Here is a 16,015-nt window from a genome sequence, read left to right as displayed (position 1 = left end):
AAATAGATTCCTGCGAGTCAGGTGTCTACGACGCAGATACCTCCAGGCTTCCCCTGTGTTGTCCCGGAGGATACGTCATGCACCGCACGCTGAACATCGCTCTCGTGTCCGCCTCCGACCTTGACGGCGAACACCTGCAGTCAGTCCACGTCCGGGATCTCGCCCGTTCGCTCGCCCGCACGGACGCGGGCCACCAGGTCACGGTCTACGCCCGGCGCCAGGACGAGGACGCCCGCGGCCGGGTCCGCCTCGGACCGGGCGCGACCCTCGTCCACCTGGACGCCGGCCCGGCGCGCCCGCTGACCGACGACGAACTGCTCGAGCACGTCCGCGACTTCGCCGACGAGCTGCGCCACCGCTGGTCCGGCGCCGGACGCCCCGACCTCGTGCACGCGCACGGCTGGATCGGCGGCCTCGCCGCCTGCGCCGTCGCCCGCGAGCTCGGCATCCCCTTCGCCCAGAGCTACCACGGCGTCGCCGCCTCCGAGCGGCGCGCCGGCCACCAGGTCCACCCGCACCGCGACCGGCTGGAGAAGGCGATCGGCCGCGGCGCCGACGTGGTGCTGGCCGGGCACGCCGAGGAGGCGGGCTCCGTGGTGCGGATGGGCGTGCCGCGGCCGTCGGTCGCGGTGGTCCCCTACGCCGTCGACGCCGAGCAGTTCGCGCAGACCGGCCCCGCGATGCCGCACGGCGACCGCGACCGCCTGGTGATGGTCTGCGACGACCTGGAGTCCGGCGACGTGGCGACCGCGCTGCGCGCGCTGGTGCACGTCCCGGGCGCCGAGCTCGCCGTGGCCGGCGGGCCCGCCCGCGAGGACCTCGAGAACGACCCGGTGGTGCACCGGCTGATGATGCTGGCCAAGGAGCTGCACGTCGCCGACCGCGTCATCTTCCTCGGCCGCCTGCCCCGCAAGGCGCTGCCGAAGCTGCTGCGCACCGCGAGCCTCGTGCTGTCCCTGACCCCGGCGCAGCCGTCCCCCGAGGTGCCGCTGGAGGCCATGGCCTGCGGCGTCCCGGTGGTGGCGACGCCCGTCGGCGCCAACACCGACGAGGTGCTCGACAAGATCACCGGCCTGCACGTGCCGGCCGGGCGGCCGACCGTGATCGGCCGCGCGGTGCGCCGCCTGCTCGGCGAGGAGACCACGCTGCACGGCTACTCGATCGCGGCCGCCGACCGCGCCCGGTCCCGGTACTCGTGGGACCGGATCGCGGCCGAGACGCTGCGCGCCTACGAGCGGGTGCTCCCCGTCCCCGAGCCCGAGCCCGTCGTCGAGGACGAGGTGGAGAGCGAGACCGAGCGGGTCCCGGCACTCGCCGGCTGACGCCTCCGCCACCGCGGGCCCCGGATCCCTCCCCCCAGGATCCGGGGTCCGTTTCATTTCGATCCCGGCCCAAGGGCCTCGCCTGGCGGCTCGCCCTTGACCGTGCCCGGGCGGGCGCGACCTCGCTTCGCGAGCTTCCCGGTGGGGGCTCGCGAGCATGTTTTCGCAGGTCAGGGTATGACTACGCACTGTGAAGACACTGAGACGCATTGAGATCGGGTGGCCCGTGCTGGGCGTCACCGTCGCCGCCGACCTGGACGAACGCAACCCTGCCCTGGCAGACGCGATCTGGGACGCGCTTCCGTACCGGAGCCTGCAGGGGCACGCCCTCATCGCCGGCCATCACCTCTACCACGTCACGCCCGTGCACGACGTGCTGCACCTGCCCGCCGCGCACCGGGTGGACCGCCGGACCGTCCCGGACGGCACCCTGTTCTGCTCGCGGCTCCAGCATCTCGGCATCAAGTACGGGGAGCTGACCGAGCCGATGGCGGCGACGCCGATCGGGCGGGTCGCGGAAGGGGACCTGGACGCGCTCGCCGACGCGGGGCGGGCCGTGTGGGAGTCGGTGTACTCGACCAAGAAGCCAGTCGTCGCGGAGGTGCGGCGCGCCGGGGAGCCGGGCGGGCACCGGGTGCCGCGCCTCGCCGCCGCCGACCCGGAGATGGACGCGCTGGTCGCCGACGTGCACGCGGAGACGGAGCGGATCTGGCTGGACGCGCCGCAGGAGCTGGTCGACCTGCACGACGGCCGCATCGCGTCGCGCGCGGGGACGCACGGGACCGTCCTGACGACGCTGCTGTTCGTCAACGGCGAGACGCGGCCGCTGGGCTACAACGCCTACAGCGGCCTGGTCCGGGCTGCGCACGAGGGGGTGCCGCTGGAGCCGCTGCGGCGGATGGCCCGCGCGCTGATCGCGGTTCCGGCCGAGTTCCTCGCCTACTGCGGGCTGGAGAGGCTCGGCGCGTTCACCGAGCGGCTGCTCGACGGCCTGGACCGGCTGGACAGGCGGCAGGACTTCGCCGCGGTGATGGCGCACATGGCGTTGTACGTGAACTGCCTCGGCGGATGGAACCTGCACCTGTTCCCGTGGAACGTCGGCGACCATCTGCGGCAGGCCGAGGCCGCGCCGTGACCCGCCCGGACCCGCAGGCGGACCCGGCGGTCGTGATCGGCGGCGGCGTCGTCGGCCTCTCGGCCGCGTGCCATCTGGCGGAGGCGGGCGTCCGGACGGTGCTGCTGGAGCGGGACGAACTGGGCTCGGGCGCGTCGCGGGCGACCGCGGACGTCGTCCGCACCTACTTCCCCGGCAACCCGGTCAGCTCGGCGATGGCGGTGCGGAGCCTCGCCGCGTACCGGGCGTTCGCTGACCGAGCCGGGGCCGCGGTCCCGCTGCGGCGGGTCGGCTACCTGGTGCTGTTCGGCGAGCGGGAGCAGGTCGCGGCGTGCGAGGCGGACCTGCCCGCGCAGCGCGCCGCCGGCGTCGAGGTCGAGCTGATCGGCGCGGACGAGGCGCGGCGCCGCAACCCGCTGATCGGCGACGTCCCGCTGGTGGCGGCGGCGTGGGCGCCGGACGCGTACGTCACGGACACCGCGGCGGTCGTCGGCGGGTTCGCCGCGGCGGCCCGGCGGGCGGGCGCGGAGCTGCGGACGGGCTGCCCCGTCAAGGCGGTCGACATCGAGGCCGGCCGGCTCGACACCGGCGACGGGCCGCTCGCCGCGCACGCCGTCGTCTGCGCGGCCGGGGCCTGGTCGGCGCCGCTGGCGCGCTCGGCGGGGGTGGAGCTGCCGCTCGGCGATCCGGTCGAGCAGGAGCTGCTGGAGTGCGGGCGGCCGCCGTCCGGGGTTCCGGTGCCGGACGTCCCGATGACGCTGCACGCGGCGAGCGGCCTGCTCGTCCGCAGGCGCGGGGACGGGCTGCTGGTCGGCATGGGCTATCCGGGCGCGGACCGGGACGGGTGGCGGGCGCGGGTGCGCGAGCGGCTGGCGGAGGTGTACCCGGCGCTGGCCGGGGCGGAGGTGCGGACGGCCTTCACCGGCGTCCGCGACGCCAGCCCCGACCGGACCGAGTTCATCGGGCGGCTGCCGGGCCCGATCCCGTTCCTGTACGCGGCCGGGTTCTCCGGGCACGGGCTCTGCACGGCGCCGGCCGCCGGGGAGCTGGTCCGCGACCTGTACCTCGGCCGCGCGCCGGGCGTCGACGCCGGGCGGCTCGCCGCGACCCCGGAGCGGGCGTGACGGCCCCGGAGCGGGCCCGGTTCGTCCTGGATCCGGGGGTCCGGGACGTCCACGGGGAGAACGCGCGGCTGCGCGAGGCGGGCGCGCTGGTGCCGGTGGAGATCGAGGGCGTGCGGGCGTGGGCGGCGGCGCGGCACGCGGCGCTGGAGGCGGTCCTCGCCCATCCGGACCTCTCGCGGGACGTCCGGCACTGGTCGGCGGAGGGGCGGCGGGCGCTGCGGGCGAACGGGTCGCTCGCGCCGATCGTGCTGGCCGCGACGATGCTGAACGCCGAGGGCGCGGAGCACCGGCGGCTGCGCGGCCCGCTGTCCCGGGTGTTCTCGGCGCGCCGGATCGGCGCGCTGCGCCCCCGGGTGGAGGCCGTGACCGCAGGGTTCGTGGACCGGCTGGCGGAGCTGCCGCCCGGCCCGGTCGACCTGCGCCGGGAGTTCGCGTACCCGCTGCCGTGCGAGGTCATCTCCGACGTCATGGGCATACCGCCCGAACGCCGTGCGGAGCTGGCCGGCGACGACCACGTGCTCACCACGACGCGGGGGACGCCGGAGCAACTGGCGAGCGCCCGCGCCGGACGGGACGCGGTGATCCGGGAGACCGTCGCGGAGCGGCGCCGCTCCCCCGCCGACGACCTGATCAGCGACCTGGTCGCGCTGGAGGGCGGGGAGCTGGCCGAGGACGAGGTGTTCGACACCGTCCAGGAGCTGTACGTGGCGGGGCACGTGACCACCGTCAACCTGATCACGAGCGCGGTGCGGCTGCTGCTCGCGGACCCCGGCCAGCTCGACCTGCTGCGCGGCGGCGCCCGGCCGTGGAGCGCGGCGGTGGAGGAGGCGCTGCGGCTGGAGTCGCCGCTCCGGCACTTCCCGATGCGGTACGCGGTGCGGGACGTGGAGATCTGCGGCACGACGGTCCGGAAGGGCGAGGCCGTCCTCGCCTGCTTCGCCGCCGCGGGCCGCGATCCCGACCGGTACGGGGAGCGGGCGGCGCGGTTCGACGTGGCGTCCGACCCGCCGCCGCACCTGTCGTTCGGGCACGGCCCGCACTTCTGCCTCGGCGCCCCGCTGGGGCGGCTCGTGGGCGAGGTCGCGCTGTCCGCGCTGTTCGCGGCGTTCCCCGGGCTCGCGCTCGCCAAGCCGCCGGACGAGCTGGACCCGGTGCGGTCGGTGCTCGCGCTCAGCACCACGACCCTGCCGGTGCTCCTCGGCGGGAGCGCCAGGTGAGCCCGGGGCTCGGGCCGGCGCTCCTCGCCGGGCTCCGGGCGGCGGGCCCGCGCGCGGTGCTGGTGCACGGCGGGCTGCGGCTGTCCGGCGACGACGTGCTCGGCATGGTCGCGGCGGCGGCCGGGCGGCTCGCGGCGAGCGGGGTCCGGCGGGGCGACACGGTCGCGTGCCTGTACGGCACCGGCACGGAGTCGCCCGCCGCCCGGATCGCCCCGCTCGCGCTCGGCTGCCGCTTCGTCCACGTCTCCGGCGGGGTGCCGGTCGAGGTCGCCGCGCGGGCGATGCGGACGCTGGACGCCTCGGCGCTGCTGTACGCCCCGTCCCGGCGGGAGGAGGCGGCGCCGCTGCTCGCGGAGTGCCCGGTGCGCGTCCGCCTGGCCCTGGACGACGACCTGTACCTCGCCCCGCCGGCCGCCGCCGCCGACATGCCGGGCGTCCCGGACGGCGCCTCCGTGGTGCGCTTCACCAGCGGCACGACCGGCCAGAACAAGATCCTGGCGTACGGCCCGGACGCCGAGGCCGCGCACCTCGCCGCCGCGCGGGCCATGTACGGGCCGCCGCCGTGGCGGCTGCTCGTCAGACCGTGCTCGCAGTACCTGACGGACATGTTCGTGATCTGGACGCTGGCGAGCGGCGGCACCGCCGTCCTGGAGCCGGGCGCGGGGCCGGAGCGGCTGGCGGAGGTGATCGAGCAGGAGGCCGTGACGCACCTGGTGGCGGGCCGTCCCGTCGACCTTTACGCGCTCGCCGAGCACCTGGAGGACGCGCCCGCCGACCTGACGAGCCTGCGGCTGATCGTCTACGGCGGCGCCGCCGCCGTCCCCGCCCGCACAGCGCGGGCCGCCGCGCGGCTCGGCCCGCTGCTGATGCAGAACTACGGGACGTCCGAGGGCGGGTTCCTGACCGCGCTGGAGCCCCGCGACCACGCCCGGCCCGAGCTGCTGATGTCGGCCGGGCGCGCCGTGCCGGGCGTCGAGCTGCGCGTCCGAGACCGGCACGGCGCCGACCTGCCCGCGGGCGAGGCGGGCGAGGTGTGGGCGCGGACGCCGCAGCGGATGAGCGGCTACGTGGACGACCCCGCGCGCACCGCCGCGGCGTCCCGGGACGGCTGGCTGCGCACCGGCGACGTCGGCCGCCTGGACGGCGACGGGCACCTGTTCCTGCTCGACCGGGCCGAGGACCGGCTCCCCGGCGGCCTGTACGCCCATCCGATCGAGCACGTCCTCAGCGGCCATCCGGCCGTGCTCGACGCCGCCGTGTTCGCGCTCCCGCACACCGCCGGGCGGGTCCTCGCGGGCGTCGTGGTCGGGCGGGACGGCCGGCCGGTCGATCTCGACGGGCTGCGCGCGCTGGTCCGCGGCGCGCTCGGCGCGCGCTGCGAGCCGCGGCACCTGTGGGAGATCGACGAGCTGCCGCGCACGCCCGGCGGCAAGCCCGACAAGGCCGCGCTCGCCTCCCGCTTCGCCGCGGACCAGGGCGCCGCCGGGTAGCCGGCCCGGAGGCCGCGCGAGGCGGTTCATCCCTTCCGCTGGGATAGTGTGCGGGATGACGGAAAGGGGCGGCTGGGTGCTGATCGGCAGGACCGCCGAACTGGCGGAGCTGACCGGCGCGCTGGACCGGGCCGCCGCCGGCGGCGCCGCCGTGGTGCTGGTCAGCGGCGACGCCGGGGTAGGCAAGACGCATCTGGTGTCCGCGCTCACCGCCGCCGCCCGCGAGCGGGACTGCGCGGTCCTGGTCGGGCAGTGCGCCGAGCTGGGCGAGAGCATGCCGTACCTGCCGCTGGCGGACGCGCTGTGGACCGCGTCGCGCGGCACGGGCCCCGAGGCCGCCGACGTGCGCGCGGCGCTGGAGTCCCGCCCGGTGCTGCGGCGGCTGCTCCCGGACGGCGAGGGACCACCCGACGCGGCGTCCGAGCTCGGCCAGCAGCAGCTGTTCGGCGCGGTGCTCGGGCTGCTCGGCGAGCTGGGCGCGCGCACCGAGGAGCGGGACCGGCCCGTCCTGCTCGTCCTGGAGGACCTGCACTGGGCCGACCGGTCGACCCGGCACCTGCTGACCTTCCTCAGCCGGGTGCTGTCGCGCGAGCGGGTCTGCCTCGTCGGCACCTACCGCTCCGACGACCTGCACCGCCGGCACCCGCTGCGGCCGGTGGTCGCCGAGCTGCTGCGGCTGCCGACCGTGACCGGCGTCGAGGTCCGCCCGTTCGGGCCGGCCGAGACCGCCGAGTACCTGGCCGGGCTCGCGGGCGGCGGCGCGAACGTCACCGCCGGCACCGTCGAGCGGGTGCACCGCCGCTCGGAGGGCAACGCGTTCTACGCCGCCGAGCTGTACTCGGCGGAGAGCACCGGCGACGACCTGCCCGCCGGGCTCGCGGACCTGCTGCTGTCGCGGGTCGAGCGGCTGTCGGAGGGCGCGCAGCGGGTCGTCCGGGTCGCCGCGGTCGCCGGCCGCCGCATCGACGACGAGCTGGTCCGGCGGGCGGCGGGCCTGGACGAGGCCGCGGTCGGGGAGGCGCTGCGCGAGGTCGTCTCGCACCAGCTGCTCGTCCCGGCCGGCACCGGGTACACCTTCCGGCACGCGCTGCTGCGCGAGGCCGTCTACGCCGACCTGCTGCCCGGCGAGCGGACCCGGCTGCACGCCGACTTCGCCCGGATGCTCGGCGCGGGCCCCGGCGACCCGCCGGACGGGCGGCGCGGGTCGGCCGCCGAGCTGGCGCACCACAGCCTCGCCGCGCACGACCTGCCGACCGCGTTCGCCGCGTCGGTGCGGGCGGGCCGGGAGGCCGAGCGGCTCGGCGCGCCCGACGAGGCGTTCGAGCACTACGACCGGGCCCTGGAGCTGTGGGAGGCGGTCCCGGACCCGGAGGGCGCGTCCGGCACCGACCGGATGGGGCTGGCGCTCGACACCGTCCGCACGTCGGGGCGGGCGGGCGAGCAGCGCCGCGCGATCTCCCGGCTGCGGCGCCTGCTGGAGCTCGCCGACCCCGCGGACGTCGTGCTCGGCGCCCGGATCCGGGACCGGCTCGCCGAGTACCTCGCCGACGTCGACGAGGACGACGAGTCGCAGGAGATGGCGCGCGCCGCGGTCGCGATGCTGCCGCAGGACCCGCCGCTGCCCGAGCGCGCCGCCGCCCTGTCCACCTACGCCCGCACCCTGCTGTACCGGGACGACCACGGCGAGATGCCCGCGGTCGCGGAGGAGGCGGTCGAGCTGGCGCGCGCCACCGGCGCCACCGGCGCCGAGGCGAGCCTGCTGGTGACGCTCGGCGTGTACCGGGAGACGCGGGAGGCCGACCCGGACGTGGTCGAGGTGTTCGCGCGGGCCCGCGACCTGGCGCTGGAGGGCGGCCGCCAGGTCGTCGCGCTGCGCGCCGCGTTCCACCACGCGCGGGCGAAGTTCGACCGCGGCGACCTCGCCGGCGCCACCGCCGCCGCCGACGAGGCCGTGAAGTGGACGATGGACGCCGGGCTCGGCTGGAGCACCTACGGGATCGTCCTGCGCTGCCTGCGGTACCTGATCCACTACACCGCCGGCGACTGGGCGGAGGCGGACCGGCTCGGCGCCGAGTTCGGGGTGCGGGTCGCGCGGACGCCGGAGGCGCAGGTGTCGGCGTACGCGCTGTTCACCGAGGTCGCGCAGGGCAGCCCGGCGGTGGAGGAGCGGCTGCGCTGGATCGCGCCGCTGTGGGCGCGGGACGCGTTCCTCAACTACGTCGCGCACGGCCTCGCCGCCGAGCACGCGCTCTGGAACGGCGACTTCGCGGGCGCGATCGAGCACATCGAGCGGACGCTGCGGGAGAGCGTCTACACGCAGGAGTCCCCCGTCATCCGCATCGCGGCGGTCGGCCTGTGGGCGCACGCCGAACTGGCGGCCCGCGCCCGCGCCGCGGGGGACGAGGAGGCGGTCCGCGCCGCGGCGGAGGCGGGCGACGACCTGATCCGGCGCGCCCGCGCCGCCGCCGCGGCCACCCTCGACGGGCGGCCCCGCGTGTGGCTCGGCGTCGAGGGCCGCGCCTGGCTGGCCCGCGCCGAAGCGGAGCGGCGCCGCCTCGACGGGGTCTACGACGTCGGGCAGTGGCGCGAGGTCGTGGACCTGTTCACCTACGGCGACCCGGACGGCGGGTTCGTGTACGAGGTGGCGCGGTCCCGGTGGCGGCTCGCGGAGGCCCTGGCCGAGAACGGCGACCGGGACGCGGCCGCCGAGGAGTGGCGGCGGGCGGTCGCGGCGGCCGAGCGGCTCGGCGCGGCGCCGCTGCTGGCGGCGCTCCGCGACCTCGGCGCCCGCGCCCGGCTGGACGCCGGACGGGCCCCCTCCCCCGCCCCGGCCGGGCCGTCCGGGCCGTTCGCCGCCCTCACCGCGCGGGAGCGGGAGGTGCTGAAGCTGGTCGCCGAGGGACGCAACAACCGGGAGATCGCGGCGGCGCTGTTCATCTCCCCGAAGACCGCGAGCGTGCACGTCTCCAACATCCTCGCCAAGCTGAACGTCAGCGGGCGCACCCAGGCCGCCGCGCTCGCCCTCCGCGAGGGACTCTGAAATAGGGCGCGGGAAACGGCACTTGAGAAATGCGCGCGGCTTGAGTAGATTCGGTTCCGTGACTGCCGGGTCGGCCATGGGCCACGAGCGAGTGAGGCACCCGGCCTCCGAGTGAGCCGGAGGCGGGCGCGCGGCCCGCCCTGCCCTTCCTCCTTTTCTCCTTTCCTTCCGCATAGCGCGACGTCAGCGGCCTGCCCGCACGCGACGCCGCCGAGCGCGGACACCCTCCTCCCGAGCACGCCTTTTCAGCGTGCCATTTCCGCACGCCGTCTCGCGCGCCTTTCTCGCGCGCCACTGCGCGCGTCTTTTCGCGTGCCGTTCCGCGGCCTGCGCGCATTCCCCTTCCACAGTCGATTCGCCATGCCCGAAAACAGAGAGGACGACCACCGCAGAATGGATTTCAACAAGCAGGTCATCGAGGAGTTCCGCGCGAACGGCGGCCGGGTCGGCGGCCCGTTCGAGGGCGGCCGGCTGCTCCTGCTGACCACCACCGGGGCCCGGTCGGGCGCCCCGCACACGACGCCGCTCGGCTACCTGCCGGACGGTGTCGGGCGCGTCCTCGTCATCGCGTCCGCGGGCGGGGCGCCGGAGCACCCCGCGTGGTTCCGCAACCTCGTCGCGAACCCGCGCGTGACGGTCGAGAGCGGAGCGTTCGCGTACGAGGCGGACGCGGTCGTCCTGGAGGGCGACGAGCGCGACCGGGCGTTCGCGCGGGCCGTCGAAAGCGACCCCGGCTGGGCGGACTACGAGGCGAAGTCGGGCCGGACGCTGCCGGTCGTCGCGCTGGTGCAGACCACGGAGGGGCCGCCGCCCGGCCCCGCGCGCCCCGGCGACATGCTCGTGGCGGTGCACGACGCGTTCCGCGACGAGCTGCGCCGGATCCGCGCGGAGGTCGCCGCGTCCGGCCCGGGGCTCGGCGCGCAGCTCCGCGTGAACTGCCTGGTGCTGTGCCAGGGGCTCGGCAACCACCACGCGGGCGAGGACCTGATGCTGTTCCCCGGCGTCGAGCGGGACCGGCCGGAGCTGGCGCCCGCGCTGGCGCGGATGCGCGAGGAGCACGAGGGGATCAAGGCGATCGTGGACGGCCTGCGCGCCCTCCTCGCGGCCGGCGCGCCGGACCGCGCGGCGCTCGCCGCCGACGTCGACCGGCTCACCGCCGACCTGGAGGCGCACCTGGACCGGGAGGAGGAGGTGCTCGTCCCGGTCCTCAACGCCGCCGCGCGGTAGGCCGGAACGCCGCCGCGCGGTAGGCCGGAACGCTCCCGGCGCGGGGCGGGTCAGAGCAGGCCGCGCCCGCTGATCGGCGGCAGGTCGAGCGCGGTGAGCAGGCCGGGCGGCGCCGCCACGACCGCGGGCACCGCGTTGACCAGCCGCATCGCGGTCGCCTTCAGCCCCGCGGTGTTGTGGTCGCCGTCGCCGCCGAGCAGCTGGAGGTCGACGGTGTAGTCCGGTTCGCCGCGCACCTCGACCCGGTAGCAGCCGGCCCCGGCGGGCTGCGGCCAGTCCGGGGCGAGGTCGTCGCGCAGCCGCGTGACGTGCTCCAGGACGAGCACGGGCTCGCCGCCGCGCATCCCGCGCACCTCGAAGCGCAGCGCGGCGGCGGTGCCCTTCTCGACCGTCCCGGCGGACACGTCGAACGTCTCCGGGGCGGGCAGCCGGGTGTGGTGCTCGGTGACCTCGTCCAGCTCCACGCCGAGCCCGGCGGCGAGCTGCCGGACCACGCTGCCCCACGCCATCGTCAGCACGCCGGGCTGCAGCAGCATCGGCGTCTCGTCCAGGGACCGGCCGAACCCCATGACGTCGAACAGGATGGTGCCCTGGTCGTAGGTGGCGTAGTTGAGGATCTCCATGCAGCGGACCTGGTCGATCCGCTCGCTGATGCCGGTGACGGCGAGCGGCAGCGCGTCGTTGGCGAAGCCGGGGTCGATGCCGTTGACGAACAGCGACGCGCCGCCCGCCTCCGCCGCCTCCCGCACCGGATCGGACATCTCCGGCGGGACGACGCCGTCGGGGAACTGCAGGAACACCGGGCTGCTCGAGACGACGTTGACCCCGGCGCGCAGGATGCGGCACAGGTCGTCGATCGCCTCCATCAGCCGGACGTCGGCCATCGAGGTGTAGACGACGCAGTCGGGGCGCAGCGCGAGCAGCTCCTCCTCCGACCCGGTCGCGGTCACGCCGAGGGTCCGGCCGAGCCCGGCCAGCTCGCCGGCGTCCTTGCCGTACTTGGCCGGGTTCGACACCCACACCCCGGCGAGCTCCAGGTCGGGGCGGGCGTCGATGCCCGCGATCGCGTGCCGGCCGACGTTGCCGGTGCTCCACTGGACGACGCGGTACGTCACAGGTCCTCCAGGCCGAGGTCGAGGTTCGGGACGTCGATGCCGCCGTCGACGCGCAGCACGGTTCCGGTGGTGTAGGCGGCCGCGGGCGAGGCGAGGTACAGCACGGCCGCCGCGACGTCCTCGGGGTCGCCGATCCGCCCGAGCGGGGTGCCCCGCTCCATCTGCGTGCGCAGCTCGTCGTTGGTCATGACGATGTCGAGCGCGGACGTGGCGACGGAGCCGACCGCGACCGCGTTCACGCGGATCCGCGGCGCGAGGTCGGTGGCGGCGAGCCGGGTGTAGTGGGCGAGGGCGGCCTTGGCGGTGCCGTAGGCGAGGTAGCCGCGCCCGGCGACCCGTCCCATCACCGAGGAGATGCTGACGACGGCGCCCGGCGCGGACGCGGTGGCCGACTCCAGGATGTGCGGCACGGCGGCGCGGGTCAGCGCGTGCGCGGTGCTGACATTGAACTGGAACGCGTTCTCGAGGTATGTCGGCGTGGTGTCCAGGAAGGCGTTCGGGATCGTGCCGCCCATGTTGTTGACCACGATGTCGAGGCGGCCGAGGCCCTCGACGGCGCGCGCGGCGAGGCCGGCGGCCGCGTCCGGCGCGCTGAGGTCGGCGGGGACGACCAGGGCGCGCCGGCCGGCCGCCTCGATCTCCGCGGCCACCTTGCGCAGCTGGTCCTCGGTGCGGGAGGAGACCACGACGTCGGCGCCCGCCTGGGCGAGCGCCACCGCGGCCGCCGCGCCGATCCCGCGCCCCGCTCCGGTCACCACCGCGACCCTGCCATCGATTCGGAACCGGTCCTGGATCACCGGCGTCACCTCCCGGTCGCTCGCCCGTGCCCGCCCAGCCTAGACAGGAACTAGAACCTGTTTCAATACGCTGTGCGCGGCGGTCCGGTCACGCCAGGAGGTCGACCTCCGTGCCCGTCCCCGCCGCGCGGGCGGCCCGGTACGCCGTCCAGCTCAGCGCGAGGTCCTGCCAGGGCAGGCCGACCGGCGCGTACACGGTCACCTCGCCGTCCTTCACCCGCCCGGGCACCTCGCCGAGCAGCAGGTCGCGCAGCGTCCCGGCGGCGTGCTTGACGTCCAGGCCGGCGCCCGCGAGCACGCCCATCTCGACCGCGAGCGGCACGTCGTCGACCACCACGCGGGCGCCCTCCAGCAGGTCGGCGCCCAGCTCGGCCTTCCCGGGCTCGTCCGCGCCGAGCGAGGTGACGTGGGCGCCCGGCGCGACGTCGGCGGCGTGCAGCAGCGGGCGGCGCGCCCACGTCGCGACGACGACGATCCCCGCGCCCCGGACGGCGTCGCGGGGGTCGGCGGCGACGGACGCCTCGGCGCCGAGCCGCTCGCCGTGCCGCCCGGCGAACGCGGCGGCGCGCTCGGCGTCCAGGTCGCAGACGGTCAGCCCGCGCAGCGGCCGCAGCTCCGCCAGCCCCCGCATCACCAGCTCGGCCTGCGCGCCCGCGCCGATGACCGCGACGGTGTCGGCGGCGGGACGGGCCAGCGCGTGCGTGCCGAGCGCGGCGGCGAGGCCGGTGCGCCACGCCGTGACGGTGGCGGAGTCCAGCAGCGCGAGCAGCTCGCCGGAGCCGAGGTCGTGCAGGCACACCACGCCGCGCAGCGCGGGCCGCGATCCCGGGAACTTGGCGTTCACCTTCACCGTGTAGGCGGGGATGTCCTCCACCACGCCGGGCAGCAGCGCCGTGGCGGTGCCCTGCCCCGGCACCTTCGCCACGACGCGGCGCGGCACGGTCCCGTCCTCGGCGGAGGTGAAGCCGCGGCGCAGCGCGTCGAGGCAGTCGGCCGGGACCAGCAGCGATTCCAGCTCGGAACGGGACAGAAGCAGTGTCACCGGATCATTCTCCCGTCCTCGCCCTGGACCGTGCCACCCGGGTCGCGATCGCCCCGCGCGTCACTCCGGACGGCGATGCGCCGCGGTGAGCCCGTCCCATCCGTTCAGCCAGTCATTGCCCTGCCCGTCGATGAACGAACCGGGCGGCGGGGTGACACCGTGCGCGCGCAGCCAGTCGCCCGGCCGGCGCATCCCGGGCCGGACGCTGCCGTCGCTCGGCATCAGCTGCGGCGGGATCGGCCCCGGCATCGCCTGCGGGACGTGCGCCTCGCTCTCCACCTCGGCGAGGTCCTTCTCCTCGGCCATCCCGATCGGGCCCTCGCGGCGGGCGTTGAAGAACTGGTTGACCGCCGGGTGCGTGCTGGACAGCACCATCTCCCGGGGGCCGAACATCACCAGCCCGCGCCGGAACAGCAGGCCGAGGTTGTCGGGCAGCACGCGGGCGGTGCCGATGTCGTGCGTGACGATCAGGAACGTCGCGCCCATCTCGGCGTTGAGGTCGACGAACAGCTGGTTCAGGTAGGCGGTGCGGACCGGGTCCAGGCCGGAGTCCGGCTCGTCGGCGAGGATGATGTCCGGGTCGAGGACGAGCGCGCGGGCCAGCCCGGCGCGCTTCTTCATGCCGCCGGAGATCTCGCCGGGCAGCTTGTGCTCGGAGCCGGTGAGCCCCACCATCTCCATCTTCTCCAGCACGATCCGGCGGATCTCCGACTCGCCCTTCTTCGTGTGCTCGCGCAGCGGGAACGCGATGTTGTCGAAGATGTTCATGGAGCCGAACAGGGCGCCGTCCTGGAACAGCACGCCGAAATGGCGGCGCATCTCGTACAGCCGCCCCTCGGCGAGCCGGGGGACGTCGCCCCCGCCGACGTAGACGTGGCCGCGGTCCGGGCGCAGCAGCCCCACGAGGTTCTTCAGGAACACCGACTTGCCGGTGCCGGACGGCCCGAGCAGCGCGGAGATCTCGCCCGCCGGGACGGTGAACGACACGTCCTCCCAGATGACCTGCCGCCCGAACGACTTCCTCAGCCCTTCCACCCGGATCTCGACTCCCATGGGCACTCCCGTGCCGGGGAACCGGGGGGCGGGGGATCCGCGTCATATGTCCGGTCCCCCGTCGCCTCGACTGTACGACGCGGAGCGCCGCGCGGGGAGGCCCATTGGACGCCGCGTCCAGCCGCGGCCGGCCGCGGGCGGGCCCGCCGCCCGGCCGCCGATCCGGCATGCCCGGCGGGCGCGTCCCTCCCCCGCCCGCGACCGGGGGCGCGCACCCATGGTGACAAGACGATCACCGGCACTTAGGCACTTTCTTCCCTTTCGTCCCCAATGACGCTTCTTCCACGATGTGCGGGACCTCCGGCGCACCACACGGGTGCGCCCAAATCCCCCTGGAGGCACAGTGAAGATCCGTCACGCACGCATCGGCGGCGCCGCCGCATTGGCGGCGACCGGGCTGCTGGCGACCGCCCTGGCCGGCGCCCCCGCCGCGCAGGCGGCCCCGGCCGCCGCGCCCGCCGCCGGCGCCGCGTCGGCCGCGACCACCGCGGCCGGGCAGGGCGCCGTGGCCGCGGCGCTCGCGCAGCGGCTCGGCTCGCGCACCGCCGGCTCCTACCTGAAGGGAGGCGAACTGGTCGTCACGGTGACCGACGCCGCGTCGGCCCGCGCCGTCCGCGCCGCCGGCGCCGTGCCGAAGACCGTCGCGCGCAGCGGCGCCGACCTGAAGAAGGTCATGGCCGCGCTCAAGCGCGACGCGACCGTCCCCGGCACCGCCTGGGCCGCGGACCCGGCCACCGACCAGGTCGTCCTCACCATGGACGGCACCGTCAAGGGCGCCGCGCTGAAGAAGGTGAAGGCCGCCGCCGCCAAGCAGGGCGCGGCCGTCCGCACCGAGCGCGTCGCCGGGGCGTTCCGCACGTTCACCCGCGGCGGCGAGGCCATCTACACCAGCGGCGCGCGCTGCTCGCTGGGCTTCAACGTCCGCAGCGGGAGCACCTACTACTTCCTCACCGCCGGGCACTGCACCAACATCGGCACGACGTGGACCGACTCGTCGGGCCGCACGCTCGGCCGCACCGTCCGCAGCGTGTTCCCCGGCCACGACTACGGGCTCGTCCAGTACACCTCCACCCCCGCCGACACCCAGGGCTCCGTCAGCCTCTACAGCAGCGGGACCCGCGACATCACCGGCGCCGCGAACGCCACGGTCGGGCAGACCGTGTACCGCAGCGGCAGCACCACCGGACTGCACAGCGGCAGCGTCACCGCGCTCAACCAGACGGTGAACTACCAGGAGGGCACCGTCAGCGGCCTGATCCGCACCACGGTGTGCGCCGAGCCGGGCGACAGCGGCGGCTCCCTGTTCGCCGGGTCGAGCGCGCTCGGGCTCACCTCCGGCGGCAGCGGCAACTGCTCGTCCGGCGGGACGACGTTCTTCCAGCCCGTCACGGCCGCGCTGAGCGCCTTCGGCGTCTCGATCTACTGACCGGGCGCGGCGCCCCGCCGGAGCTCCCAGCCGGCCGGTAGCCGCGTT

General features: G+C 76.1%; 12 protein-coding genes. 8 read left to right on the top strand and 4 right to left on the bottom strand.

The genetic code is table 11. From position 1 onward, the window contains the following. Nucleotides 1–77 precede the first annotated feature (77 nt). From ABT299_RS05255 to ABT299_RS05225, 7 genes are all read left to right on the top strand, one after another. Nucleotides 78–1,322, top strand: a complete 1,245-nt coding sequence (locus tag ABT299_RS05255; protein ID WP_190863792.1) for a glycosyltransferase — start codon at nt 78–80, stop codon at nt 1,320–1,322. A gap of 190 nt (nt 1,323–1,512) precedes the next feature. Further along, nucleotides 1,513–2,457: a cucumopine synthase-related protein gene (locus tag ABT299_RS05250; protein WP_190863794.1), complete on the top strand. Its 945-nt coding sequence runs from the start codon at nt 1,513–1,515 to the stop codon at nt 2,455–2,457. After that, nucleotides 2,454–3,560: an NAD(P)/FAD-dependent oxidoreductase gene (locus tag ABT299_RS05245; RefSeq protein ID WP_433151826.1), complete on the top strand. Its 1,107-nt coding sequence runs from the start codon at nt 2,454–2,456 to the stop codon at nt 3,558–3,560. The genes ABT299_RS05250 and ABT299_RS05245 overlap by 4 nt, the downstream gene beginning before the upstream one ends. Next, a complete protein-coding gene (locus tag ABT299_RS05240) occupies nt 3,557–4,777 on the top strand; it encodes a cytochrome P450 family protein (RefSeq protein ID WP_500249833.1) in 1,221 nt (406 codons plus the stop codon). The genes ABT299_RS05245 and ABT299_RS05240 overlap by 4 nt, the downstream gene beginning before the upstream one ends. Then, nucleotides 4,774–6,267, top strand: a complete 1,494-nt coding sequence (locus ABT299_RS05235) for a class I adenylate-forming enzyme family protein (RefSeq protein WP_500249832.1) — start codon at nt 4,774–4,776, stop codon at nt 6,265–6,267. Before ABT299_RS05240 ends, ABT299_RS05235 begins: the two co-directional genes overlap by 4 nt. Nucleotides 6,268–6,322: 55 nt before the next feature. After that, complete coding sequence (locus ABT299_RS05230; protein WP_500249831.1) at nt 6,323–9,307, top strand: helix-turn-helix transcriptional regulator; 2,985 nt, start codon at nt 6,323–6,325, stop codon at nt 9,305–9,307. A gap of 393 nt (nt 9,308–9,700) precedes the next feature. Continuing rightward, nucleotides 9,701–10,534 (top strand): nitroreductase/quinone reductase family protein, encoded by an 834-nt coding sequence (locus tag ABT299_RS05225; protein WP_500249830.1) that lies wholly within the window; start codon nt 9,701–9,703, stop codon nt 10,532–10,534. 50 nt (nt 10,535–10,584) lie between these two features. Here the strand turns inward: ABT299_RS05225 and ABT299_RS05220 are convergent, their stop codons facing one another. The 4 genes from ABT299_RS05220 to ABT299_RS05205 form a co-directional block, all read right to left on the bottom strand. Beyond that, on the bottom strand, nt 10,585–11,649 hold the full coding sequence (locus tag ABT299_RS05220) for a diacylglycerol kinase (RefSeq protein WP_190863812.1): 1,065 nt from the start codon (nt 11,647–11,649) through the stop codon (nt 10,585–10,587). After that, nucleotides 11,646–12,404 carry an SDR family oxidoreductase gene (locus tag ABT299_RS05215; protein WP_387023536.1) on the bottom strand — a complete coding sequence of 253 codons (759 nt, stop codon included), beginning with the start codon at nt 12,402–12,404 and terminating at the stop codon, nt 11,646–11,648. Before ABT299_RS05215 ends, ABT299_RS05220 begins: the two co-directional genes overlap by 4 nt. A gap of 130 nt (nt 12,405–12,534) precedes the next feature. Next, on the bottom strand, nt 12,535–13,488 hold the full coding sequence (locus ABT299_RS05210; protein WP_433151806.1) for an ornithine cyclodeaminase family protein: 954 nt from the start codon (nt 13,486–13,488) through the stop codon (nt 12,535–12,537). 60 nt (nt 13,489–13,548) lie between these two features. Continuing rightward, the gene (locus tag ABT299_RS05205) at nt 13,549–14,541 is read right to left on the bottom strand and encodes an ABC transporter ATP-binding protein (protein ID WP_190863819.1); all 993 of its coding nucleotides are present in this window, start codon (nt 14,539–14,541) and stop codon (nt 13,549–13,551) included. 343 nt (nt 14,542–14,884) lie between these two features. Between ABT299_RS05205 and ABT299_RS05200 the strand changes: the two genes are divergently transcribed. Next, nucleotides 14,885–15,967 (top strand): S1 family peptidase, encoded by a 1,083-nt coding sequence (locus ABT299_RS05200; RefSeq protein WP_500249829.1) that lies wholly within the window; start codon nt 14,885–14,887, stop codon nt 15,965–15,967. Nucleotides 15,968–16,015 lie beyond the last annotated feature (48 nt).

This window comes from Spirillospora sp. NPDC000708 (assembly GCF_040299565.1).
GTDB lineage: Bacteria > Actinomycetota > Actinomycetes > Streptosporangiales > Streptosporangiaceae > Spirillospora.
Note: the sequence above shows the minus strand (reverse complement) of the source record. Positions and strands in the feature narration are given on the sequence as shown.